General features: G+C 66.8%; 22 protein-coding genes. 10 read left to right on the forward strand and 12 right to left on the reverse strand.

Annotated features, from left to right (window positions below; translation table 11 throughout):
* Nucleotides 1-553: 553 nt before the first annotated feature.
* Both ABDV78_RS18050 and ABDV78_RS18055 read right to left on the reverse strand, forming a co-directional pair.
* Nucleotides 554-1,729, reverse strand: coding sequence for an acetyl-CoA C-acetyltransferase (locus ABDV78_RS18050; protein ID WP_343528869.1), 1,176 nt, complete (start codon nt 1,727-1,729; stop codon nt 554-556).
* Nucleotides 1,730-1,752: 23 nt separating this feature from the next.
* On the reverse strand, nt 1,753-2,799 hold the full coding sequence (locus ABDV78_RS18055; protein WP_343528870.1) for an alpha/beta fold hydrolase: 1,047 nt from the start codon (nt 2,797-2,799) through the stop codon (nt 1,753-1,755).
* Nucleotides 2,800-2,838: 39 nt separating this feature from the next.
* On the opposite strand from ABDV78_RS18055, the gene phaR reads away from it, so the two are divergent.
* The 3 genes from phaR (at nt 2,839) to hslU (ending at nt 5,587) form a co-directional block, all read left to right on the forward strand.
* Entirely contained in the window at nt 2,839-3,393 is a 555-nt protein-coding gene (gene phaR / locus ABDV78_RS18060) for a polyhydroxyalkanoate synthesis repressor PhaR (RefSeq protein ID WP_343528871.1), read from the forward strand.
* 329 nt (nt 3,394-3,722) lie between these two features.
* On the forward strand, nt 3,723-4,265 hold the full coding sequence (hslV, locus tag ABDV78_RS18065; protein WP_343528890.1) for an ATP-dependent protease subunit HslV: 543 nt from the start codon (nt 3,723-3,725) through the stop codon (nt 4,263-4,265).
* 23 nt (nt 4,266-4,288) lie between these two features.
* Nucleotides 4,289-5,587, forward strand: a complete 1,299-nt coding sequence (hslU, locus tag ABDV78_RS18070) for an ATP-dependent protease ATPase subunit HslU (RefSeq protein WP_343528872.1) — start codon at nt 4,289-4,291, stop codon at nt 5,585-5,587.
* Between the two features lie 44 nt (nt 5,588-5,631).
* Here the strand turns inward: hslU and ABDV78_RS18075 are convergent, their stop codons facing one another.
* From ABDV78_RS18075 to ABDV78_RS18115, 9 genes are all read right to left on the reverse strand, one after another.
* On the reverse strand, nt 5,632-6,000 hold the full coding sequence (locus ABDV78_RS18075; RefSeq protein WP_343528873.1) for a hypothetical protein: 369 nt from the start codon (nt 5,998-6,000) through the stop codon (nt 5,632-5,634).
* The gene (locus ABDV78_RS18080; protein WP_343528874.1) at nt 6,000-6,428 is read right to left on the reverse strand and encodes a hypothetical protein; all 429 of its coding nucleotides are present in this window, start codon (nt 6,426-6,428) and stop codon (nt 6,000-6,002) included. Before ABDV78_RS18080 ends, ABDV78_RS18075 begins: the two co-directional genes overlap by 1 nt.
* Before the next feature lie 33 nt (nt 6,429-6,461).
* Nucleotides 6,462-7,178: a hydroxyacylglutathione hydrolase gene (gene gloB / locus ABDV78_RS18085; protein WP_343528875.1), complete on the reverse strand. Its 717-nt coding sequence runs from the start codon at nt 7,176-7,178 to the stop codon at nt 6,462-6,464.
* An 8-nt stretch (nt 7,179-7,186) separates the two neighbouring features.
* Nucleotides 7,187-7,603, reverse strand: a complete 417-nt coding sequence (locus tag ABDV78_RS18090; protein ID WP_343528876.1) for a VOC family protein — start codon at nt 7,601-7,603, stop codon at nt 7,187-7,189.
* A gap of 86 nt (nt 7,604-7,689) precedes the next feature.
* Nucleotides 7,690-8,436 carry a hypothetical protein gene (locus ABDV78_RS18095; RefSeq protein ID WP_343528877.1) on the reverse strand — a complete coding sequence of 249 codons (747 nt, stop codon included), beginning with the start codon at nt 8,434-8,436 and terminating at the stop codon, nt 7,690-7,692.
* Between the two features lie 11 nt (nt 8,437-8,447).
* On the reverse strand, nt 8,448-9,176 hold the full coding sequence (locus tag ABDV78_RS18100; protein ID WP_343528878.1) for an alpha/beta hydrolase: 729 nt from the start codon (nt 9,174-9,176) through the stop codon (nt 8,448-8,450).
* A gap of 118 nt (nt 9,177-9,294) precedes the next feature.
* A complete protein-coding gene (locus ABDV78_RS18105; protein ID WP_343528879.1) occupies nt 9,295-9,549 on the reverse strand; it encodes a DUF6356 family protein in 255 nt (84 codons plus the stop codon).
* 83 nt (nt 9,550-9,632) lie between these two features.
* Nucleotides 9,633-9,833, reverse strand: coding sequence for a helix-turn-helix transcriptional regulator (locus ABDV78_RS18110; RefSeq protein WP_343528880.1), 201 nt, complete (start codon nt 9,831-9,833; stop codon nt 9,633-9,635).
* Nucleotides 9,834-10,040: 207 nt separating this feature from the next.
* Nucleotides 10,041-11,435 (reverse strand): Mur ligase family protein, encoded by a 1,395-nt coding sequence (locus tag ABDV78_RS18115; RefSeq protein WP_343528881.1) that lies wholly within the window; start codon nt 11,433-11,435, stop codon nt 10,041-10,043.
* A gap of 74 nt (nt 11,436-11,509) precedes the next feature.
* Between ABDV78_RS18115 and ABDV78_RS18120 the strand changes: the two genes are divergently transcribed.
* The 5 genes from ABDV78_RS18120 to infC all read left to right on the forward strand — a co-directional run bounded on the left by ABDV78_RS18120 (nt 11,510) and on the right by infC (nt 16,764).
* Nucleotides 11,510-12,325, forward strand: coding sequence for an LD-carboxypeptidase (locus ABDV78_RS18120; RefSeq protein WP_343528882.1), 816 nt, complete (start codon nt 11,510-11,512; stop codon nt 12,323-12,325).
* A gap of 22 nt (nt 12,326-12,347) precedes the next feature.
* Nucleotides 12,348-13,109 (forward strand): SIMPL domain-containing protein, encoded by a 762-nt coding sequence (locus tag ABDV78_RS18125; protein ID WP_343528883.1) that lies wholly within the window; start codon nt 12,348-12,350, stop codon nt 13,107-13,109.
* A gap of 158 nt (nt 13,110-13,267) precedes the next feature.
* On the forward strand, nt 13,268-14,017 hold the full coding sequence (locus tag ABDV78_RS18130; protein ID WP_343528884.1) for an EAL domain-containing protein: 750 nt from the start codon (nt 13,268-13,270) through the stop codon (nt 14,015-14,017).
* A gap of 95 nt (nt 14,018-14,112) precedes the next feature.
* Nucleotides 14,113-16,116: a threonine--tRNA ligase gene (gene thrS, locus ABDV78_RS18135; RefSeq protein WP_343528885.1), complete on the forward strand. Its 2,004-nt coding sequence runs from the start codon at nt 14,113-14,115 to the stop codon at nt 16,114-16,116.
* 114 nt (nt 16,117-16,230) lie between these two features.
* Nucleotides 16,231-16,764 (forward strand): translation initiation factor IF-3, encoded by a 534-nt coding sequence (gene infC, locus ABDV78_RS18140; RefSeq protein WP_343528886.1) that lies wholly within the window; start codon nt 16,231-16,233, stop codon nt 16,762-16,764.
* Between the two features lie 395 nt (nt 16,765-17,159).
* Here infC and ABDV78_RS18145 read toward each other — a convergent pair whose 3' ends face one another.
* The gene (locus tag ABDV78_RS18145; protein ID WP_343528887.1) at nt 17,160-19,904 is read right to left on the reverse strand and encodes a [protein-PII] uridylyltransferase; all 2,745 of its coding nucleotides are present in this window, start codon (nt 19,902-19,904) and stop codon (nt 17,160-17,162) included.
* A gap of 188 nt (nt 19,905-20,092) precedes the next feature.
* Here ABDV78_RS18145 and ABDV78_RS18150 point away from each other — a divergent pair, with 188 nt between their 5' ends.
* Complete coding sequence (locus tag ABDV78_RS18150) at nt 20,093-21,367, forward strand: glutamate-5-semialdehyde dehydrogenase (RefSeq protein WP_343528888.1); 1,275 nt, start codon at nt 20,093-20,095, stop codon at nt 21,365-21,367.
* A partial coding sequence (locus ABDV78_RS18155) for a nicotinate-nucleotide adenylyltransferase (protein ID WP_343528889.1) occupies nt 21,364-21,898 on the forward strand: 535 nt, incomplete at its 3' end. The genes ABDV78_RS18150 and ABDV78_RS18155, both read left to right, overlap by 4 nt.

Genomic DNA, 21,898 nt, shown 5'->3' on the forward strand with positions numbered 1-21,898 from the left:
CCGCCCGGCAGGAATGACCCGCTGATACATGCCCTACTATCCGGTCCCGTAGATCGCCTGAATATGCTCGACCCATGATCCACCTCCAGATCAAGGCGAATCACATTTCCTGATAAAGTGGAATCCCTCTTGATTCCTGCTTCACGCTCGGCGCTCTAGTGCCCAAACTGCGAAAGTTCAGACCCTTGATGTCGTTTCCAGAAAAACGCCGGGCGAAATATATCTCTGCCCGGCTCAGGCTCTTTAAATCTTTTTGTACTAGGCTCGCTGTGAGGGAGAATTTTGTTTCTCCGTCGGTAGTGTAGGTGTCGGTGGATTAACCCGGGGGTCAAAAGGATCTGGGCCGCTGCCTAGAGGAGGTGTTTTTCCTGCCTCGAAGCAAGTGTCCTGATGTTGTGACTCTTCAAGAACAACGTCTTGGCAAATGGGGCATATTCCCGGGCATGCAGCCTGTGGAGCAGAGAATGCTATGGCCATCGCTAAAAGAATCATTGTCTATCTCCCAAAAGACATGGGCGATTTGGATATCTATATTGGGTTTTGTCAAATAATTTCAATGCCGCTCAACACACATGGCGATTCCCATGCCGCCGCCGATGCACAGCGTCGCCAGGCCCTTCTTGGCGTCGCGCTTCTGCATTTCGTAGATCAGAGTCGTCAGGACGCGCGCGCCGCTCGCGCCGATCGGGTGGCCGATGGCGATCGCGCCGCCGTTCACATTGACCTTGTCTGGGTCGAAGCCCAGTTCCTTGCCGACCGACAGCGCCTGTGCCGCGAAGGCCTCATTGGCTTCGATCAGGTCGAGGTCGCCGACGCTCCAGCCCGCCTTTTCCAGCGCGCGCCGGGTCGCGGGGACGGGGCCGATGCCCATCACCGATGGATCGACACCCGCCGAGGCCCAGCTTCGGATCGTGGCGAGGATCGGGGTGCCGCGCTTCTCGGCCTCCTCTCGGCTCATCAGGACGAGCGCGGCGGCGCCGTCGTTCAGCCCGGAGGCGTTGGCCGCGGTCACCGTGCCGTCCTTCTTGAAGGCGGGGCGGACGCCCGACACGCTTTCGATCGTCGCACCGGCGCGGATATATTCGTCGTCGGCGACGATCGTCTCGCCCTTGCGACCCTTGATCGTGACGGGAGCGATCTCGTCCTTGAAGCGGCCCTCGCTGCGGGCCTTTTCGGCCAGGTTCTGCGAACGGACGGCAAACCGATCCTGGTCGTCGCGCGTCACCTGATATTGCTCGGCGAGATTCTCGGCGGTGATGCCCATGTGATAGCCCGCAAAGGCATCGGTCAGGCCGTCATGGACCATGGTGTCGACCATGGTCAGCGGGCCCATCTTGGTGCCGCCGCGCATCGTCTGCGCGTGCGGCGAGAGCGACATGGATTCCTGGCCGCCCGCGACGACGATCGCCGCATCGCCATTGGCGATCGCCTGAAGCCCCAGCGCGACGGCACGCAGCCCCGAGCCGCAGACCTGGTTGACGCCGTAAGCGGGGACTTCCTTCGGGATGCCCGCCGCCATCGACGCCTGGCGCGCGGGATTCTGGCCCTGCGCGGCGGTCAGCACCTGGCCGAGAATGACCTCGGACACGTCCTCGCCCTTGATTCCGGCCTGTTCGAGCGCGGCGGTGATCGCCACCCGGCCCAATTCATGCGCGGGCGTGGCGGCGAAGGCACCCAGGAAACTGCCCACGGGGGTACGCTTGGCGGCGGTAATGACGATCTCGGTCATGAAGGCTCCTCTCAACTGTGACTCTATCTAGGGGCAGGCAGGCCGGCGATCCAGTCGGAGAGCGGCTGCCAGAGTTGCTGTTCCGCGCGGCCGCCGACGACCATCCCGACATGGCCCGCGCCCCCGGCGCGCCGGTCGGCCAGCCCGATCGCGGTGGCGGCAGGGACGATCCGGTCGGCGGTGGCGATGAACTCGACGCTGGGGGCATCGCATTGCGCCGGCGTGACGATCCCGCCGCCGACCCGCCATAGTCCCTGTCCGGGACGATCCTCGGCGATCAACGCCTCGAACAGTTCGAGGCCGAAGGCGTGGGGCAGGGGCGCGCCCTGATTGGCCCAATCCTCCAGCCGGACGAAGCGCCGCGCGGCCTCGCTGCGCGGATCGAGATCGGCGAAAGCGGCATATTTGGCGATCGTCCGGGCGGGGTCGAGTCGCCAGAAGCCCGCCTGCAACGCCTCCATGGGGGCCAGGCCCAGCGCCTCGGACGTCGGCTTGATGGCGGCCCATTGCGCGGCCATCGCGGCGCGCGCCTTGTCGCCATAGCCGGTAAAGTGCCACGGCGCGGCGATTGCGGCGAGTCCGGCCACCTTGCTTCGCGCCGCCGCCGCCATTGCGAGCGTGCCGCCCAGGCAATAGCCGACCAGCACCGGCGGTTCGGGAAAGGTCGCGATCAGCGGCAGCAGGAAGCGCTCGACATGCCCCGCCACATCGATGTCGCGGTCCTTCGCGCCCGGTGTGCCCCAGTCGATCAGCCAGGGATGGAAGCCCCGTCCACGCAGCCAGCGGATCAGCGAGCGGTCGCGTGACAGGTCGAGGATGGCGGGCGGATTGATGAGCGAGGGGATGAACAGGACCGGCCGCCCCGTGCCCCCGGCATCGCGCAGCTTCACCCGGCCGCGTCGTCGCCGCACGGCAAGCGCGCGCATGGGCCGCTCGCGCCTGGCGGCCTGGAACCGCCGCAACCCTTCCATCGCGCGCTGTGCCAGCTCGGGATTCTCGACGGCCTCGCTGCGCAACATCGCCAGGAACAGCGGCAGCGGGCGCGGACCATGTTGCGATGCGAAATCCATGACGTTAGGCTATAACAAAACCATGAAAGGCGGGGGTCCATGAAGAAGCAGGCAGCGGATGGCGTCGTGATCGTCAAGAAATACGCGAACCGGCGACTCTACAACACCGAAACGTCCTCCTACATCACGCTCGACCATCTGGCGGCGATGATCCGGGCGGGCCGCGACTTCAAGGTGGTCGACGCCAAGACCGACGAGGACATCACCCATAATGTCCTGACCCAGATCATCATGGAAGAGGAAAGCCGCGGCGAAACCATGCTGCCGGTCAATTTCCTGCGCCAGTTGATCGCCATGTATGGCGACTCGATGCAGGCGATGGTGCCCGGCTATCTGGAAGCGTCGATGGACAGCTTCCGCCGCAATCACGAACAGTTCAAGTCGGCGGTCGAGGGCGCGTTCGCGAATACGCCCTTCGCCGACCTCGCCAAGCGCAACCTGGCGATGTTCGAGGCGGCGACGCAAGGCTTCAAGCCGGGTGCGGCGGCCCCGACCCCTGCGCCCGCCCCCGCCGCGGCGAAGGATGCCGAGATGGCGGCCTTGAAGGCCGAACTCGCCGCGCTGAAGGACAAGATCGAGAAGCTGGGGGAGTAAAGCCCTCCCCGCCGTTCAGCCTGAGCGAAGGCGAAGGCCATGCTTCAGGTCCATCTGTCTTCCTCCCCTGCAAGGGGAAGGGGGACAGGCGAAGCTGGTGGAGGGGTGCACCGTTTGCGAGGATACCCTTCCCCGTCGGGCGGAAACACCCCTCCGTCAGGCCTTCGGCCTGCCGCCTCCCTTGCAGGGGAGGGATGATGCGAGCCCTATCGTGATCGTCCGGCGTGGCCCTCGACGTCGCTCGGGCCGAACGGAGGTGCGATGGCCCTCCATTGAACCCTCGCCCAACCGCCTCCATATCGCCGCGCATGAGCGGGAATGAACACGCCATGCCCACTTGGCATGGCACGACGATTTGCTCGGTGCGCCGTGGCGGCCGGGTGGTGGTGGCCGGGGACGGTCAGGTTTCGATGGGCCAGACGGTCATGAAACCCAACGCGCGCAAGGTGCGGCGTCTGGGCGACGGATCGGTCATCGGCGGCTTTGCGGGGGCGACGGCGGATGCCTTCACCCTGTTCGAGCGGCTGGAGGCCAAGCTGGAGCGGCATAACGGCCAGCTGCTGCGCGCGGCGGTCGAACTGGCCAAGGATTGGCGGACCGACAAGTTCCTCCGCAACCTGGAGGCGATGATGATCGTCGCCGACAAGGACATCACGCTGATCCTGACCGGCAATGGCGACGTGCTGGAGCCCGAGAACGGCATTTGCGCGATCGGGTCGGGTGGCAATTATGCCCTCGCGGCCGCCCGGGCGCTCGTCGACTATGAACAGGATGCGGAGACGATCGCGCGCAAGGCGATGGCGATCGCCGCCGATGTCTGCGTCTACACCAATGACCGCGTCACGCTCGAAGCCATCGACGGCGCCCAGTAAGCACCCAGTAATTCAGGACTCCCATGAACGACCAGTTGACCCCCAAGGCGATCGTCGCCGCGCTCGACGCGCACATCATCGGCCAGGCCGACGCCAAGCGCGCGGTCGCCGTCGCGATGCGCAATCGCTGGCGTCGCCAGCGGCTGGGCGCGGACCTGCGTGACGAGGTGACGCCCAAGAACATCCTGATGATCGGCCCGACGGGATGCGGCAAGACCGAGATCAGCCGCCGTCTGGCGAAGCTGGCCGATGCCCCCTTCGTCAAGGTCGAGGCGACCAAGTTCACCGAGGTCGGCTATGTCGGCCGCGACGTGGAGCAGATCGCGCGCGACCTGGTCGAGGAAGCCATTCGGCTGGAAAAGGAACGCCGCCGCGTCGCGGTGAAGGACAAGGCCGAGGAGGCGGCGATGAATCGCCTGCTCGACGCACTGGTCGGCAAGGATTCGAGCCAGGCGACGCGCGAAGCTTTCCGCCAGCGCTTCCGCGACGGCCATCTCGACCAGACCGAGATCGAGATCGAACTGGAACAGGCACCGTCGATGCCGTTCGAGATTCCCGGCGGCGCGCCGCAGATGATCAACCTGTCCGAGATGATGGGCAAGGCGTTCGGCGGCGGTCAGCCGCTCAAGCGGCGCAAGCTGACCGTTGGCGCAGCCTGGACCAAGCTGGTCGAGGAAGAGGCGGACAAGCGGCTCGACCAGGATGAGGTCAGCCGCGCCGCGCTCGCCGATGCCGAGGCGAACGGGATCGTCTTCCTCGACGAGATCGACAAGATCGCGGTTTCGGACGTGCGCGGCGGTTCGGTCAGCCGCGAGGGCGTGCAGCGCGACCTGCTGCCGCTGATCGAGGGCACCACCGTCTCGACCAAATATGGTCCGATGAAGACGGACCATATCCTGTTCATCGCCTCCGGCGCCTTCCATGTCGCCAAGCCATCCGACCTGCTGCCCGAGCTTCAGGGCCGGTTGCCGATCCGGGTCGAGTTGAAGGCGCTGACCGAGGGGGATTTCGTCGCGATCCTGTCGGATACCAAGGCTTCGCTGCCGGCGCAGTACAAGGCGCTGATCGGTACCGAGGGCGTGGATATCTCCTTCACCGAGGACGGCATCGCCGCCATCGCCCGGATCGCCGCAGAGGTGAATGCGCAGGTCGAGAATATAGGCGCGCGGCGGTTGCAGACGGTGATGGAAAAGCTGCTGGAGGATATCAGCTTCGAGGCGGAGGACCGTCAGGGGACCACGCTGACCATCGACGCGGCCTATGTCGACCAGCAATTGTCGGCGGTGGCGCGCAACACCGACCTCAGCCGGTTCGTGCTGTAACGCGCAGGAAGCGGGGCCCGGGCGAAATGCCTGAGCCCCGCTCCTTATTTCTTTACCCGGTCATAGGGTATGAACCCGTCGAAGAAGCACCATTGCGACGGGATCGACATCCCCTGCTGCAACACGCGGAAGCGGTCGTTGCGGCAGATTTGCGAGCCCCATCGGTCGATGATCAGCGTGTTGAACGGCTGGAGCCCCGGACACTGACCGCGCAGCTTGGCGCGCCACAGGCGTTGTCCCGCCTGGATGACGATCAGGTCCTTGTCATAGATGGTCGGGCCGGACATGGCCGTGCTGGAATCGACGCACTGGACCGGCTTGCCCGCCACGCGTCCGGCAAAGGGATCGGACCTGGCCGCCGACAGGGTCAGGGCCAGCCCCAGGGCGGTGATGACCGCCGGGCGCGCACGCATCAGCCCTGCTTCCGATAGGGCACGAACTCCCCGAAGCTGCAACTGCCGGTGAAGAAGCCGGAAACCCGGTCGACCGTCTGCGCGATATCGCCCGAGCAGAGCTGACCCGTAGTGGTGCGGGTCACGAAGATATTGCTGCTCGACCCGCCGACATCGCCGCACCCGCCCTGGGTCTGGCTGACATATTTCAGGCGGGGCGACACGGTATAGACCAGGGTCGGGCCATAGGAGCGCACCTGCTGAGTGCGATACTGGCTGATGCACTGCGTCTGCGGTTCCGGGGTCAGGCCGCGCAGGGCCTTGTCGAGATCGGCCCGCTCGGTTTCGGCCCGCTGGGCGATCTGCGCCTTTTGCGCCGGGGTCAGGGTACAGCCGCCCAGCGCCGCCAGGGGGATCAGAACAGACAACAACGTCACGATACGCATCATTCCGCCTCCGTCAAATTCCCCTGTAGCATTCGTTCAACCCTTGAACGCATCCTTGGCTGCACGATGCCGCGCCAATTCGTCGGGATCAACCGAGCGCAGAAACGGGTTCGTGGCGCGTTCGAGCGCGATCGTCGTCGGGATGGTCGGTTCGCCCTGTTCGCGCATCGCGGTGACGTCGGCCAGTCGCGCGGCGATGGCGGTATTGTCGGGCTCGGCCACGGCGGCGAAGCGGGCGTTGGACAGGGTATATTCGTGCCCGCAATAGACCCGCGTATCCTCGGGCAAGGCAGCGAAGCGGCGCATGTTCGCGTGCATCTGTGCCGCCGTTCCCTCGAACAACCGGCCACAGCCCATGGCGAACAGCGTGTCGCCGGTGAAGATCAGCGCGCGGTCGGCGAAGTGGAAGGCGATATGCCCCGCCGTGTGCCCCGGCACCGACCAGATGGTGGCGCGGGCGTCGCCGATGGCGATATCGTCGCCTTCGGACAGAAGCGTGTGGAGCCCCTCGATCCGGGCCGCTTCCGCCGCCGGCCCGGCGACTCGCGCGCCCTGAGCCCGGATCTCTCCCGCCCCGCCGACATGATCGGGATGCCAATGGGTCAGCCAGACCTGCCCGATCGTCCATCCCCGCGCCGCCGCCGCCGCCACGACCGGCGCGGCCTCGCCCGGATCGAGCGCGACCGTCTCGCCGCCATGATGGATCAGCCAGGCATAGTTATCGGACAGGACGGGGACTCGGACGATTTCCATGGGAGCTCTCACCAGTTTCCGACATTGGGCATCGACGCCCAGGGTTCGGTGACAGGCAGCGCGCCGTCTTGCAACAGTTCGATCGAGATGCCGTCGGGCGTCTTGACGAAGGCCATATGCCCGTCGCGCGGCGGCCGGTTGATGGTGATCCCCGCGTCGATCAGCCGCTGGCACGTTTCGTAGATATTGTCGACGCGGAAGGCGAGATGCCCGAAATTGCGCCCCCCGCCATAGACCTCGGGATCCCAATTATGGGTCAGCTCGATCTCCGCCCGCCCCTCGTCCCCCGGCGCCGCCAGGAAGATCAGCGTGAAACGGCCGGCCTGGTTGTCGATCCGCCGCACCTGCTCCAGGCCCAGAAGCGCGAAGAAGCGGATGGTCGCGTCCGGGTCGCTGACCCGGATCATGGTGTGAAGAAAGTGCATCGAACATCCTCCCCTGTGCGTGAATGGTTGGCGGGACTGGTCCTAAACCGGGCCGGTCCCGCCAGCCATTCACCTGCGATAAGGAATCAGCGGGTGGAGAATTGCGACAGCGCCTTGGTGACGGTGGCCTGGATCGGGCTGCCCGGCGGGGCCTGGCGGGCGGCCTCGCTCCACGCCTTGCGCGCGGCCGCTTCGTCCCCGGCAGCGGCGGCGATGTTGCCCGCCTCCAACTGGACATTGGCGTCGTCGGCGGCGCGGGCCAGCGCCTGGGTGATGTCCTTCTGCGCGCGGGGCAGGTCGTTCATCCGCCGCGCCAGCGTCGCCGACAACAACCATGCCAGCGGATCGGCGGGGGCGGTGGCGAGCGCGGCGTCCAGATCGATCCGCGCGGCGGGCATCTGTCCGGCGGCGACCAGCGCGCGGGCGCGGTCCAGTTGCGCCTCGCCGCGCGCAAAGCCGGTCAGGTCCCCCGAAGCGAGCGCGGCGTCGAGCGCAGCGCGCGCATGGACGGCGTCGCCCGCCGCCAGATAGGCATTGCCCGCCTGCGACCAGTAGTTGGCGGACCGCACGTCATGCGCCAGTTCCGCCGCGCGCGCGGCCTGTTCGAACGCGCTGGCCGCCGCCGCCCAGTTGTGTTCGGTCGCATAGGCGAGGCCCAGACATTGCTGCGCGAAGTAACCGCCGCCCGCCAGTTGCCAGCGCCCCGCCTCGCTCCGTGCCGCGGTCGCATCCTGCGCCGCCAGTGCGATGCACCGCTCATGGCGCGCCTCACGCGGATCGGCGGGAAGCGCTTCGGGCTTTGCGGGGGCCGCCTGCGCAGCGGCGAGGGCCATGGCCAGGGCAATCATGAACGGATCGACACTTCCTCAACGGCACGGATCAACAGCGCGATGTCGGAGTCGCGCGACAGGCGATGATCGCCATCCTTGATCAACAGCGTCTGCACATCGGCTGAACGGAACAGCGTGGCGAGGTGCGCGGTGCGATGCCAGGGCACGTCCCGGTCCTCCATGCCCTGGAGCAGCCGAACGGGGCCGTCAAAGGCGATCGGGCCGAAGGTCACCCGGTTCGCCTCGCCCGAGGACCAGAACCGGCGGGTATAGACGGTAGGAGCGGGGCCATAGGGGTTGGGGCGTTCCAGCCGCCCGGCCTGGAGGATCGCCATCTTCTCCTCGGTCGAAAAGCCCCAGTCGGTGAAGTCGGGTGCAGGGGCGATGCCGACCAGCGCCCTGACCTGTTCCGGCCGGGCCCGCGCGGCGAGCAGCATCAGCCAGCCCCCCATCGACGATCCCGCCAGTATCGCAGGGCCTTTGACCACGTCGTCGAGCATCGCGATCACGTCGTCGCGCCAGTCGGCCAGCGCCTGGTCCTCGAAAGCCCCGGCCGACTGGCCGCAGCCGCCATAATCGAAGCGCAGGAACGCCCGGCCCTTCGCGCGTGCCCAGGCCTCCAGCGCCACCGCCTTCGACCCCTGCATGTCCGAGGCATAGCCGGGCAGGAAGACGATCGCGGGGCCATCACCCTCGGTCCAGTGATAGGCGAGGTTGGGGCGGGGGGCAGGGGCGTCGGTCATGATCGGGATTTAGGATGTGGGCGCGGCGATGGGAACCGGCTTCCTTCCAACCAACGTTCGGCGCGTCGCGAAGCGGAGACGGGCCGCGCTCATGTGCGAAGCGGGAAAGGGGCCCGCGTCAGATCACATATTCCACGGTCTTCATCTGGGTCTGCGCGGCCTGCACCTTTCGCCGCTTGGCGACCATTTCGGCATGGAGCCGGGCGATCGTGTCGCTGCCGGTCGTGGTGCACAGTCCCGGCACCACCGCATGGACGATCGCGCCCAGCCCGCCCCGGATCATGATCCCGCCGAACCGCGCCGCGACACCGAAATGCTGGAGATAGCTCTCGCCCACGCTGTCGGGATGATCGGTAAACAGGCGACGGAACATGGTCGATACCCTCCTATGGCCGGTCGCGCAGATCCTATCACGGCGATGGGGATTGGCCAATCGCCGATCCCGGTGCGACCGGATCAACCCCTGGACGGGCTGACGACTATGTCCTCGATCGCGGGTCCCAACAGCTCGGCCATTCGGAAGGCCAGCGGCAGCGAGGGATCGTAGCGCCCCGTCTCGATCGCGTTGACGCTCTGGCGGCTGACCTCCAGTCGCTCGGCCAGATCCTGCTGGCTCCAGCCGCGCTCGGCGCGAAAGGTGCGCAGGTCGTTGTTCATTCCGCCCGTCCCTCAATCGTCCGATTGACGCAGGCGCCCAGGCCCAGCCCGCCGAACCATAGGATCGGCCAGGCATAGCCGACCAGATGCGGCACTCGTTCGAACCCCTCCGGGATAACGACATTTGGGCGAGAATGCGGGCATGGCAACCTCCTTCGGATGTGAAGGAGACTTTGCATGGAATGTTCGCTTTACGGCAGGCACCCTTTACACCGGCGACATCAGCCGCTCGACCATCTCCTGCGCCAGCAGGCTGAGCGTGTCGTCGCGTGCGCCCATCACCACGATGCGATCGCCCTGCCGAGCCTCGGCGATCAGCGCATTCGCCGCCGCGCTACGGTCCGCGATGTGGCGGGCGTCCACGCCTCTGGCTTGCAGGTCGGCGATGATGTCGGCGCTCGTCACCTCCCGCGCGACGGTGCCGCCGAAATAGGCCGGGTAGGGCATCGCCAGCACATCGCCCGCCCGCATCCGCTGCGCGATGCTGTCGACCAGTTCGTGGCGCATGACCTTGAGCGGGCCATAGCCATGGGGCTGGAACAGGATCAGCAGCCGGCCGGAAAAGGCGTGGAGCGTGTCGAGCGTCGCGGCGATCTTGTCGGGGTTGTGGCCGAAATCGTCGATCACGGTGACGCCGCCCGCCTCGCCGACCTTCTCAAAGCGGCGTTTCAGGCCGGTGAAACGCTCGACCGCGCGGATCGCGTCGATCAGGGGCACGCCCGCCGCGACGCTCGCGCCGATGGCGGCCAGCGCGTTGGAGACATTGTGGCGGCCCGGCACGGACAGGCGGACATGATAGCCCGCACCCCCCGTCACCAGGTCGAAGGAAATCGCAAAGGGTTCGGGCTTCAGCGCCTCGGCCACCAGATCGGCCGCGCCCTCGACCGCGAAGGTGGTGAGGTGGGGCAGGTCGGCGAGCAGCGCGGCCGTCTCCCTGTCGCCCGCATTGGCGACGACATGGCGCGCGCGGCCTGCGAAGCCGCCGAACAGCGCGCGCAGCTCCTCCAGCGACTTGTGGTCCAGGCTGACATTGTTCAGCACTGCGATCGCCGGGTCGTAAAGCGCGATCGAGCCGTCGCTTTCGTCCACCTCGCTGACAAAGGCGTCGCCGCCACCCACCAGCGCGCTGGCAAAGGGACTGTCGGGCGAGACGAAATCCTTCATCACCGCGCCGTTCATCGCGGTCGGATCGCGGCCCGTCGCGTGGAGGATGAAGGCGATCATGCCGGTGACGGTCGATTTGCCGCTGGTCCCCGCCACGCCGATGGGCAGGGCGCTTTCGTTGAACAGGCTGGCCAGCATCTGCGCGCGGGTGGCGCGCGGGCAGCCCAGCCGGTTGGCGGCGATGATGTCGGGCACGGTTTCTTCCACCGCCGCCGAGGCGATGACCAGTTGATCCGCGGAGATCACGCCCGAACCGTCCTGCGGGAACAGCGTGATTCCGGCGGCGCGCAGCGCGTCGAACTTCGCCGCGACGCGTCCCTGGTCGAGCCCCCGGTCCGAACCTGAAACCGTCCAGCCCCGCGCGCGAAGGATCATGGCCAGCGGCATCATGCCGGATCCGCCGATACCCACCAGAAAACAGGAATTGCCGTTGGTCATGGCGGCACGCTATCGGCGAGTTGACGGTGCAGGGCAATGCCCGGCCGGGTGACGGACGTGGGGGATGCGCTGAAATGAAGATCGGAATCCTCGCTCCCGCCAGCATCGGCAATCCCGCCGCCGAAGCGCCGGTCAGCGCCTTTGCCGCGATCGCCTATCCAGACGTGGACCTGATCTTCCACCCGCAATGCTATGAACAGGACGGGCATTTCGCCGGGTCCGACGAACGCCGCGCTTCGGCCTTTCTGGAGTTCGCCAATGATCCGGGGATCGACGCGATCTGGTTCCTGCGCGGCGGATACGGATCCAACCGCATCCTGTCGCGCGTCATGCCCGATCTGAACGCGGCGGCGGGGCACAAGACCTATATCGGCTATTCCGATCTCGGCTTTGTGCTGGCGGCGCTCTATGCCCGGCGGATCGGGCGGCCGGTGCACGGCCCGATGGCGAGCGATATCCGGCGGCAGGGCGGCGACGTGACGGTGGCGCGCGCGCTCGGCTGGCTGACGAGCGGCGACCGGCAGGGACTGGAGCCGGGGCTGGACGGGCGCCCGTCGGTGGCCTTCAACCTGTCGATCCTCCATGCCCTGACCGGCACGCCCTGGCTGCCCGACCTGACCGACCATGTCCTGATCATCGAGGAAGTGTCGGAGCATATGTATGCCGTCGACCGGATGCTGTTCACCATGGCCAACGCCATCCAGTTGAAGGGCGTGGCGGGCGTCCGGCTGGGCGCGGTCAGCAACGTCCAGGACAATGAACCCGCCTGGGGCGAGACGCTGGAATTTATGATACAGCGCTGGTGCGGCGAGATGGGGGTGCCCTATCTTGGCCGGGCGCGGATCGGGCATATCCAGGACAATCATCTGGTGCCGTTCGGGATCGCGTGACCATCGGGGCGAGGAGAAGGCGATGAAGACGGTGATCTTCGGAGTTCTGGTTGGAACGGCCACGATAACGAGTGCGCAGACGCCGCCGCCCGCGATCTCGCAGATTCTGGTGTCGGCGAACGGTGTGGTGAAGACGCCGCCCGACCGTGCGACGATCGGCTTCACGGTGCGGGGCGAGGGCGTGACCTCCGACGAAGCGACGGCGCAGGTCCGCGACCGGGCAAAGGCGATCCAGGCGGGCGTCATGGGCATGGTGAAGGGGGCGGCGGACTGGCGCGCCTCGCGCTTCGGCATCGTGCCGATCCGTTCGAAGGAGTGCGACGCCAACAATTACGGCCAGGAACGGCTGTCGACCGGGCCTTGCGCCATATTGGGGTATGTCGCGACCATGCCGGTCACCGTCGATACGTCGCGGGTCGGCGATGCGGGCACGCTGGTCGGGCTGGTCGGTCGGCTGGGCGGGCTGAATGCCAGCGTCAACGGTTTCTGGTTGAGCGACGACGCACCCGCGCGGCAACAGGCGATGCGCGCCGCGCTGGCCAACGCGCAGGCGCAGGCCCGGCTGATCGCCGAAAGTTCGGGCGGCAGGCTCGGGCCGCTGTTGCGGGTGCAGGATTCGGATTATCGGGAGGTCGACATTGCCGAGACGCTCGCGCCGCCGACGGCTGGAACCGCGCCACCCCCGCCGCCGCCACCTCCGCCGGCTCCCGTCGCCATCGACATAAAGCCGCAGCCGATCGAAACCTCGGTGCGCCTGATGGTCGCCTATGGAATAGAGCGTTAAACGATCCCGGTAAGAGGCCGGTAATCCTGCTGGCCCTGTTCGTGGTGCAGGGTCCGAAACCCTGGCGATCGTCGAACCGGGCCGCCGCCGCCCATTTTCGGTGAGGGCCATGGCGAGGCGGGTGTTAACCATTTTCCTTTGGCGCTATCGCCATGGAAATGCGCAAGATATGCAATGGCTGCCGCGATGGTATCGATTTCGAGATACCCTTCACCATGGCGTTCCAGCCGATCGTGGACACACGCACCCGTCGGCCCTTTGCCTATGAGGCGCTGATCCGGGGCGTCGAGGGCGAAAGCGCCTATAGCGTCCTGTCGCAGGTCAACGAGGCCAATCGCTATTCCTTCGATCAGGCGTGCCGGGTGAAGGCGATCGAAACCGCGATGGCGGCCGGGATCATGGCAAGCGGCGCGCGGCTGTCGATCAATTTCCTGCCCAATGCCGTCTATTCCCCGATGGCCTGTATCCAGTTGACCCTGCGCACGGCCCAGGCCCATGGGCTGCCCCTCGACCGGCTGATCTTCGAATTCACCGAGAATGAGCAGATGGGGGCGCCCGAGCATGTCTCGTCCATCATCGACACGTACAAGCAGATCGGCTTTTCGGTCGCGATCGACGATTTCGGCGCGGGCCATTCGGGGCTCGACCGCTTCGTCCGCTTTCATCCCGACGAGGTGAAGCTCGACATGGAGCTGGTCCGTGGCATCGACACCGATGCCCGCCGCCGCGCGATCGTGCGCGCCATGGTGGGCATGTGCGCCGAACTCGACACGCTGCTGATCGCAGAGGGGATCGAAACGGCGGCGGAGGCCGCGACGCTCAATGCGCTCGGCGTCCTGTATCACCAGGGATTCTGGTACGCCCGCCCCGCCTTGGAGACGCTGCCGGCGGTGCTGGGACACGCCTGAGCCACCCCCATATACCTTGCGGGGATTCTCCCCTATAGAGCGCCCCGCGCCCGGCTCCATGGGCGCATCACCCATAGCTATCGAAGAGAGTATCCATGTCCGCGATGTTCCGTATCACGCTGCCCGACGGTTCCGTCCGTGAGGTCGCGCCCGGAACTACTCCCGCGGACATTGCCGCCGCGATCGGACCGGGCCTGGCCAAGGCGGCGATCGCCGCGCGCGTCGATGGCGAGCTGCGCGACATCATGCGCCCGTTCGAGGGCGATTCCGCGCTCGCCCTGGTGACCGCGAAGGACGAGGCCGATGCGCTCGAACTCGCGCGCCACGACTATGCGCACGTTCTCGCCGAGGCGGTGCAGGCGCTGTTCCCCGGTACGCAGATCACCTTCGGTCCGGCGACCGATGACGGCTTCTATTACGACTTCGCGCCCAAGGATCGGCCCTTCACCGAGGAGGACCTGCCCGCGATCGAGGCCGAGATGCGCAAGATCATCGCGCGCGACGAGCCGTTGATCCGCGAGGTCTGGACCCGCGAGCAGTTGATCCAGCGCTGGACCGCGCAGGGCGAGACGTTCAAGGCCGAATGGGCCGCCGAGCTGCCCGATGACGAGGAACTGACCGTTTATCGCGCTGGCAAGGGCGAGGACGCCTGGCTCGACATGTGCCGGGGGCCGCACCTGGCCTCGACCGGCAAGCTCGATCCCAATGCCTTCAAGCTGACCCGCGTGTCGGGCGCCTATTGGCGCGGCGACCAGAAGAACGCGATGCTCAGCCGCATCTACGGCACAGGCTGGCTGAACAAGAAGCAGCTCGCCGAGCATCTGACGCGCCTGGAGGAAGCCGCCAAGCGCGACCATCGCAAGCTGGGCAACGAGATGGACCTGTTCCACCTCCAGCAGGAAGCGCATGGCTCGGTCTTCTGGCACCCCAAGGGCTATCGCATCTGGCGCGAGCTGGAGGCCTATATGCGCCGTGCTATCGACGGCACCGGCTATCGCGAGGTCAAGACCCCGCAGGTGATGGACGCGCGCCAGTGGGAGCAGTCCGGCCACTGGGGCAAGTATCGCGAGAACATGTTCGTCATCCCCGACGAGGTGCCCAACACCGAGGATGAGGGGCCGCTGGTGTCGGACGATGCGCAGTGGATGGCGCTGAAGCCGATGAACTGCCCGGCGCACGTCCTGATCTTCCGCCAGGGGATCAAGTCGTACCGCGACCTGCCGCTGCGTCTGTACGAAAATGGCTGCTGCCACCGCAACGAGCCGCATGGCGCGCTCCACGGCCTGATGCGCGTGCGCCAGTTCACCCAGGACGACGCGCATATCTTCTGCCGCGAGGACCAGATCGTCGAGGAGGTCCGCGCCTTTTGCGAACTGGCGGACCGGATCTACAAGGATTTCGGCTTCACCTATTCGATCAAGCTGGCGCTGCGCCCCGAAAAGCGCTTCGGCACCGAAGAGATGTGGGACATGGCCGAAACCGAGCTGCGCGACGCGGTCGTGCGGGCGGGGCTGGCCACGGAAGCCTATGGCTGGGAAGAACTGCCGGGCGAGGGGGCTTTTTATGCGCCCAAGCTGGAATGGCATCTGACCGACGCGATCGGCCGGACCTGGCAGGTCGGCACCATCCAGTCGGATCGGGTTCTCCCCGAGCGACTCGATGCGTCCTATATCGGCGAGGATGGCGAGCGGCACCGCCCGATCATGCTCCACCGCGCGATCTTCGGTTCCTATGAGCGGTTCATCGGCATCCTGATCGAGCATTATGCGGGCCGCTTCCCCGTCTGGCTCGCGCCGGTGCAGGCGGTGGTCGCGACGATCGTGTCGGATGCGGACGGCTATGCCGAGGACGCGGCGGCCAGGCTGGCGGCGGCGGGCATCCGGGTCGAGACCGATCTGCGCAACGAGAAGATCAACTACAAGGTGCGCGAGCATTCGGTCGCCAAGGTCCCCGTGCTGCTGGTCGTCGGCAAGCGCGAGGCCGAGGAAGGCAAGGTCGCCGTCCGCCGCCTGGGATCGCAGGCGCAGGAGGTGATGACGCTGGACGAGGCCATCGCCATGCTGCGCGAGGAAGCGACTCCGCCCGATCTGCGCGGCTGAATATCTTTTGAATAAAGGAAAGGGCGGGACGCTTGTCTCGCCCTTTCAAATTTGCGCCCGATCGCTTATATTGCGAGGGTAGTTACCACAGGAGAAATACCCATACGTCCTCCCATGATGCGCCGTCCGATGCAGGCGCCGCCGATGAACGGTCCCCGATTCAACGAGTGGATCCAAAGCCCCAAGGTTCGCGTCATCGACCATGAGGGTGAGAATCTCGGCGTGATGTACACGCGCGAAGCGATGGCGCAGGCCCAGGAAGTCGGCCTCGACCTGGTCGAGGTGTCGCCCAATGCCGATCCGCCCGTCGCCAAGTTCCTGGACGTCGGCAAGTATAAGTACGAGGCCCAGAAGAAGGCGAACCTCGCCCGCAAGTCGCAGAAGACGCAGGAGATCAAGGAGATCAAGATGCGTCCGAACATCGACGACCATGATTACGACACCAAGATGAAGAAGGTGGTCGAATTCATCGGTGAGGGCGACAAGGTGAAGGTCACCATGCGTTTCCGCGGCCGCGAGCTGAGCCATGGCCAGCTGGGCATGAACGTGCTCCAGCGCGTCGCCGAGCAGGTGGCCGAGGTCGCCAAGGTCGAAGCCTATCCGCGCATGGAAGGCCGCCAGATGTTGATGGTGCTGGCACCGAAGTGAGCCGGAACGACTCGGGCGTTTGAACACGCGCCGATCGGTTTTGAAAGACCCCGGAGCCATTGGGCTGCCGGGGTCTTTCTTTTGGTTCGCGCGGAGGCGCAGCGGACGCAGAGGCGTGTGGGATGTTGCGCGAGTCGTAGAGATTCGGTCGGACGCAACTGGCCCGACGCTCCTCAGCTATTGCCCTCGCTCCACACCCATTCCTCCCCTGCAAGGGGAGGGGAACCAGCGAAGCTGGTGGAGGGGTGTCGCCGCTGGCGAGGATGGACCCCCGTTCCAGCCGGGACACCCCTCCGTCCGGCCTTCGGCCAGCCACCTCCCCTTGCAGGGGAGAAGAGTGCGCGCCTTTCGCACCTCTGCGCCACCTCTCTTCGCACGGAGCGGGGAAGGGGCGCTTAAGCCGCCATCTCCAGCGCTTCCCCCGCCGCCGCGCCCAGCAGCCTTTTCTCCAGCGTCTTCAGGCGGCCGCCATTGGTGATCTGATCCCCGGTTAGGTCGGTCAGGTAGAAGACGTCGACCGCCCGCTCACCATAGGTCGCCACATGGGCGGAATGGATCGTCACCTTCGACTGGAACAGCGCATGGGCGAGCTGGTTCAGCAGCGCCGGGCGGTCGCGCGCATGGACCTCGACCACCGTGAAGCGGTTGGACGCGCGGTTGTCGATCAACACGTTGGGCGCGATCGGAAAGGCATCGGCGCGCGGTCGGGCGGAGGGCTTGCCGACCAGCCGGTCGGCAAGCTTGTTGCGATTGGCGAGCGCATCCTCGATCGCGCGGCGCAGGCGGGCAAGCTGGCCGGGATCGTCGAAGGGGCGGCCCAGCGGATCCTGGACCAGGAAATTGTCGATCGCCATGCCGTCGCGCGTGGTGTGGATGCGCGCGTCGATGATGTTGCCGCCCGCGACATGGATCGCGCCCGCGATCCGGTAGAACAGCCCCGGATGGTCGGCGGCATAGATGGACACGAGCGTCGCGCCGCGCTCGCCGTAAACCTGCGCATCGATCGACAGTTGCGCCTCGCCCGCCGCCGCCATCTGGCGCGCATTATGGGCCAGCACATCCTCGGGCTCGGCGATCCAATAGGCCTCGGGCAAGCGGCGGACATGCGCGGCGAACTGCGCCTCGGGCCAACCCAGCACCGCGCGCAGCCGCTCCTGCTTGCCGATGATCCGCTCGCTCCGGCCGCGCTGCTTGTGGCCGAGCCGCAGCACTTCCTCGGCGGCGTCATAGAGATCGGCAAGCAACTGGCGCTTCCATCCGTTCCAGGTGCCCGGCCCCACGGCGCGGATGTCGACGATGGTCAACAGAAGGAGCAGCCGAAGCCGCTCGGGACTCTGCACCGTCTCGCAGAAGTCGAGGATGGTCTTGAAGTCGGAGAGGTCGCGCTTGAACGCGGTGGCGGACATCAGCAGGTGCCAGCGGACCAGCCACGCCACCGTCTCGGTCTCCGCCTCGTTCAGCCCCAGGCGCGGGCAGAGCCGCTCGGCCACCTCCGCCCCCAGGATCGAATGGTCGCCACCGCGCCCCTTGGCGATGTCGTGGAGCAGTACCGCGACATAGAGCACGCGCCGCGACACGATCTGGCCGATGATCGCCGAGGCGACCGGGTGCTCCTCGACCAGTTGCTGCCGCTCGATCCGGGCGAGCAGGCCGAGCGCGCGGATGGTGTGCTCGTCGACCGTGTAGTGATGGTACATGTCGAACTGCATCTGCGCGACGACACGGCCGAAATCGGGCACGAAGCGGCCGAACACCCCCGCCTCGTTCATCCAGCGCAGCACCAGTTCGGGGTCGTGGCGGCTGGTGAGCACGTCGAGGAACAACGCATTGGCGCGCGGATCGCGGCGAATATCGTCGGCCATCTTGGCGTCGCGCGACGCGGCACGCATCGCCAGCGGATGGACCTCCAGCTCATATCGGTCGGCGAGCTGGAAGATCTCGATCAGGCGAACCGGATCCTCCTGAAAAAAGTCGTCGCGCGGCAGGGCCAGCCGCCCGCGGTCGAGGACGAAGCCGTTCAACCGGCGCGGGCGGCGGCGGATCGTGGGCAGGCCGAAGCGATGGCCGCGCGCCGCGAACCGCTCGTCCAGATGCGCCAGGAACGCGCCGGTCAGCGCGCCGACCGTCTTCACCTGGAGGAAATAGAATTGCATGAACCGCTCGACCTTGGCCTTGCCCGGTCGGTCGGAGAAGCGCATCCGCTCGGCGATCTGGCGCTGCACATCGAAGGTCAGCCGGTCCTCCGCGCGGCCCGTGATGGTGTGGAGGTGGCATCGGACTGCCCACAGGAAATTGTCGGCACGGTGGAATTGCCGATATTCCTCGCGCGTGAACAGGCCGCGTTCGATCAGGTCGGCGGCGCGGTCCACGTCATAAACATATTTGCCGATCCAGAAGAGCGCGTGGAGATCGCGCAGGCCGCCCTTGCCCTCCTTGACGTTGGGTTCGACGACATAGCGGGTGTCGCCCATCTTGCGGTGTCGCACGTCGCGCTCGGCCAGCTTGTCGGCGATGAACTGGCGGTGCGAATCGGTCTGGATCTCCGCCTTGAAGCGCCGCGCGGCCTCGTCATAGAGCGCCTGGTTGCCGCACAGGAACCGCCCTTCGAGCAGCGCGGTGCGCACCGTCACGTCGCCCCGCGCCTGGCGGATCATCTCATCGATCGAGCGGCTGGAATGTCCGACCTTCAGCCCCAGGTCCCAGAGCGAATAGAGCATCGATTCGATGACCTGCTCGGCATGCGGCGTCTGCTTGAAAGGGGTAAGGAAGCCGATATCCACGTCCGAATAGGGCGCCATCTCGCCCCGGCCATAGCCGCCCACCGCGATCAGGGCCAACCGTTCGCCCGCGGTCGGGTTGCTCAGGGGATAGAGCGTCTCGGTGGTGAAATCGAACAGCACCTTGAGCACCTGGTCGGTCAGATAGGCCTGCGCCGCCGCCGCCTCCAGCCCGCGCGACGGGTGGAGGAACAGGCGTCGCGCCACTTCCTCCCGCCCCGCATCCAGGGCGGCGCGCAGGACCGGGGTGACCCGCGTCCGCCCTTCGGGCCCGGTGATGCCGAGTGCGGCCACCTGTTCGGCCAGCGCACGGCGGTCGACGATGGCGCGGCGGTTGGGGAGGGATTCGAAACGGCTGTGCATGGGGCCCTCATAGGGACTGGCGATGAACAATTGGAGTAGCGACCGACTCGACCCGCTCCAAGCTGGGCTTTGGCGTCGATGGGGGAGGTGTGAGGTCCCCATCAGAGCGGCGAAGCCCTGCGCCGCCTTTCGCGGGGGCAAGATTCCGATGCTTGGGCACACGGTCCGACCGTGGTAGCGACCTGCGCATGGCCGACCATCACGACATTCCCGCCCTGATCGCCGACATGGGCCGCCGCGCCCGGACCGCCGCACGGACGCTGGCCCAGATGCCGACCGTCGCCAAGGCGCAGGCGCTGCGTGCCGCCGCCAGGGCGATCCACGAGGCGACCCCGGCGATCCTGGAGGCCAGCGCGAAGGATATGGCGGCGGGGGCTGCGAACGGGCTGTCACACGCCATGCTCGACCGGCTGAAACTGGACGAGGGCCGGATCGCAGGCATCGTCTCCGGTGTCGAGGCGGTGGCGGCGCTCCCCGATCCCGTGGGCGCGCAGATCGACGAGCGCACCCGTCCCAACGGCCTGAACCTGTCGCGCGTCCGCGTGCCGGTGGGCGTCATCGGCATCGTCTATGAAAGCCGCCCCAACGTCACCGTCGACGCCGCGGCGCTTTGCGCGATGGCGGGCAATGCCGCGATCCTGCGCGGCGGGTCGGAAGCGGTGCACAGCAACCGTGCGCTCCATGCCGCCTTTACCCGCGGCTGGGCGGAGGCGGGCGGTCCGGCGGACGCGGTGCAACTCGTTCCCGTCACCGACCGCGCGGCGGTGGGCGCGATGCTGGCGGCGGACGGGCTGATCGACCTGCTGATCCCGCGCGGCGGCAAGAGCCTGGTCGCGCGGGTGCAGGCCGAGGCGAAGGTGCCCGTCCTCGCGCACCTCGACGGGATCAACCATGTCTATGTCGACGGCTCGGCCGATCGGGCGATGGCGACGCGGATCGTGCGCGACGCCAAGATGCGCCGCACCGGCATTTGCGGCGCGATGGAAACGCTGCTGATCGACCGCGCCTATTGCCATCCCGCCGAACTGGTCGCGGTCCTGGTCGATGCGGGATGCACGGTACGCGGTGACGAAGCGCTGTGCGAGATCGTCCCCGGGCTGGAGGCCGCAACGCCCGAGGACTGGGACACCGAATATCTCGACGCGATCGCCAGCGTCGCGCTGGTCGATGGGATCGACGGGGCGATGGCGCATATCGCTGCGCATGGATCGCATCATACCGATGCCATCGTCGCGGAGGACGAGGCCGTGGCCGAGCGCTTCCTGGCCGAGGTCGACAGCGCCATCGTGCTGTGGAACGCCTCCACCCAGTTCGCCGATGGCGGCGAGTTCGGGCTGGGCGCGGAGATCGGCATCGCCACCGGCCGCCTCCATGCGCGCGGGCCGGTCGCGCTGGAGGGGCTGACGACCTATAAGTGGATCGGGCGGGGCAAGGGGCAGATCCGCGCCGAGACCGGCGGATGAGGATCGGCCTGCTCGGCGGGTCGTTCAACCCCGCCCATGGCGGCCATCGCCGCATCACGCTGGATGCGATACGCGCGCTGGGACTCGACGAAGTGTGGTGGCTGGTGTCGCCTGGCAACCCGTTGAAGCAGGGGGTGGCCGACATGGCTCCCTTCGCCGCACGGCTCGCCTCGGCCGAGCAGCTGGCGCGCCGCGCGCCGATCCGGGCGAGCGCGATCGAGCAGGAACTGCACACCCGCTATACGCTCGATACGGTCCGCGCGATCATCCGCCGCTATCCCGGCCACCGCTTCATCTGGTTGATGGGGGAGGACAATCTGCAGCAATTTCACCGGTGGCGCGGATGGCGATCGATTGCGCGCGCGATCCCGATTGCGGTTATCGGCCGTCCGGGGTACAGTGCCGCCGCCCACGCGACACCCGCGCTGGGCTGGTTCAGACGTTTCCAGAGGCGTCCGGGCCAGGCGAAGAACTGGACGATGTGGAGTTTGCCGGCCTTCGTGCTGTTGCGCTTCCGCCCCGACCCGACTT

This window comes from Sphingomonas sp. (assembly GCF_039594485.1).
Taxonomy (GTDB): domain Bacteria; phylum Pseudomonadota; class Alphaproteobacteria; order Sphingomonadales; family Sphingomonadaceae; genus Sphingomonas.